Source organism: Stenotrophomonas sp. HMWF003, assembly GCF_003061285.1.
GTDB lineage: Bacteria > Pseudomonadota > Gammaproteobacteria > Xanthomonadales > Xanthomonadaceae > Stenotrophomonas > Stenotrophomonas maltophilia_AP.
The window spans coordinates 3,816-4,993 of record NZ_QAIW01000278.1 but is presented as its reverse complement, the minus strand read 5'-3'; the positions used below and the strand labels follow the sequence as shown (position 1 = coordinate 4,993).

1 protein-coding gene is annotated in these 1,178 nt (G+C 64.9%); it reads left to right on the top strand.

Going from position 1 to position 1,178, the window contains the following annotated elements; translation table 11 throughout:
- Nucleotides 1–63 precede the first annotated feature (63 nt).
- The coding region (locus DBR34_RS11540; RefSeq protein WP_258223836.1) for a tyrosinase family protein at nt 64–1,178 on the top strand (1,115 nt) is incomplete at its 3' end.

The following is a 1,178-nucleotide window of genomic DNA, read 5'->3' as shown; positions in this document are numbered from 1 at the left end:
GTGGCATGTCCGCGCAGTGATTCGTAACCCATGCGGTTCCATCGATCACCAGGGAGTACCACCATGCGCTACACACGCCGTGATTTCCTTGCCACCGCCGCCAGTGCCTCGGTTGCCTCGTGGGCATCGAGTACTGCTTTCGCCGGGGGCGCCACCGGCACCGACACGACTGCCGCTACCACCTTCCATCGCTACAACGTCAACACGCCGCAGGGCCAGCGCATGCTGGCCAGCTACGCGCGCGGCATCCAGAAGATGCTGGCGCTGCCGGCCGATCACCCGCACAACTGGTTCCGCAACGCCTTCGTGCACCTGATGGACTGCCCGCACGGCAACTGGTGGTTCTACGTCTGGCACCGTGGTTATGTGGGCTACTTCGAACAGACCATCCGCACGTTGAGCGGCGATCCGCAGTTCGCCATGCCCTACTGGGACTGGACGTCGCAGCCGGAGATTCCGGCGACCATGTTCGACGGCGTGCTCTCTCCCACCGACCCGGCGTACGCGCCGTACACCGGCAACCTGGCGCGGTTCACGAGCTTCATCCAGCCGGCGCTGCAACAGTATTGGGGCAGCCTCGATACCTACCAACGCCAGCAACTGGCCGCGCGCGGCTATGCCGATTTCGGCGCATTGTGGAACGATGTGACCGGCTACAACGCCGCGGCCAAAACCGGCATTTCCGGCAACGCGGGCTATGCCATCACCTGCGGGGCGCGCTACCTGTGGCGCCAGAATGCCCGCCTCGATGCCAAGACCGCCGCCGCGGTATCGCCCGACACCATCCACGCCGGCTTGTCGCCGGTGGAGTTCTACAACGCCGACGTCAGCCGCAGCTTCACCAGTTCGCGCACGGCCTCGCACGTGGACTCGCCGGACAAGAACACCCAGTTCTCGGTACTGGAAGGCTTCCCGCACAACAAGGTGCACAACTGCATCGGTGGCGTCGGTGCGATCGATCCGGGCCCCTACGGGAACATGACCAACTTCCTGTCCCCACTGGACCCGATCTTCTACCTGCACCACGCCAACATGGACCGGCTGTGGGACGTATGGACACGCAAGCAGCTGCGGCAGGGGCTGGAGATCATGCCGCCGCCGGGGCAAGCGCGCGACGCATTCATGCGCGAGCCGTTCCGGTTTTTCGTCCTGGGCAACGGCAGGTTTGCCGGGCCGAA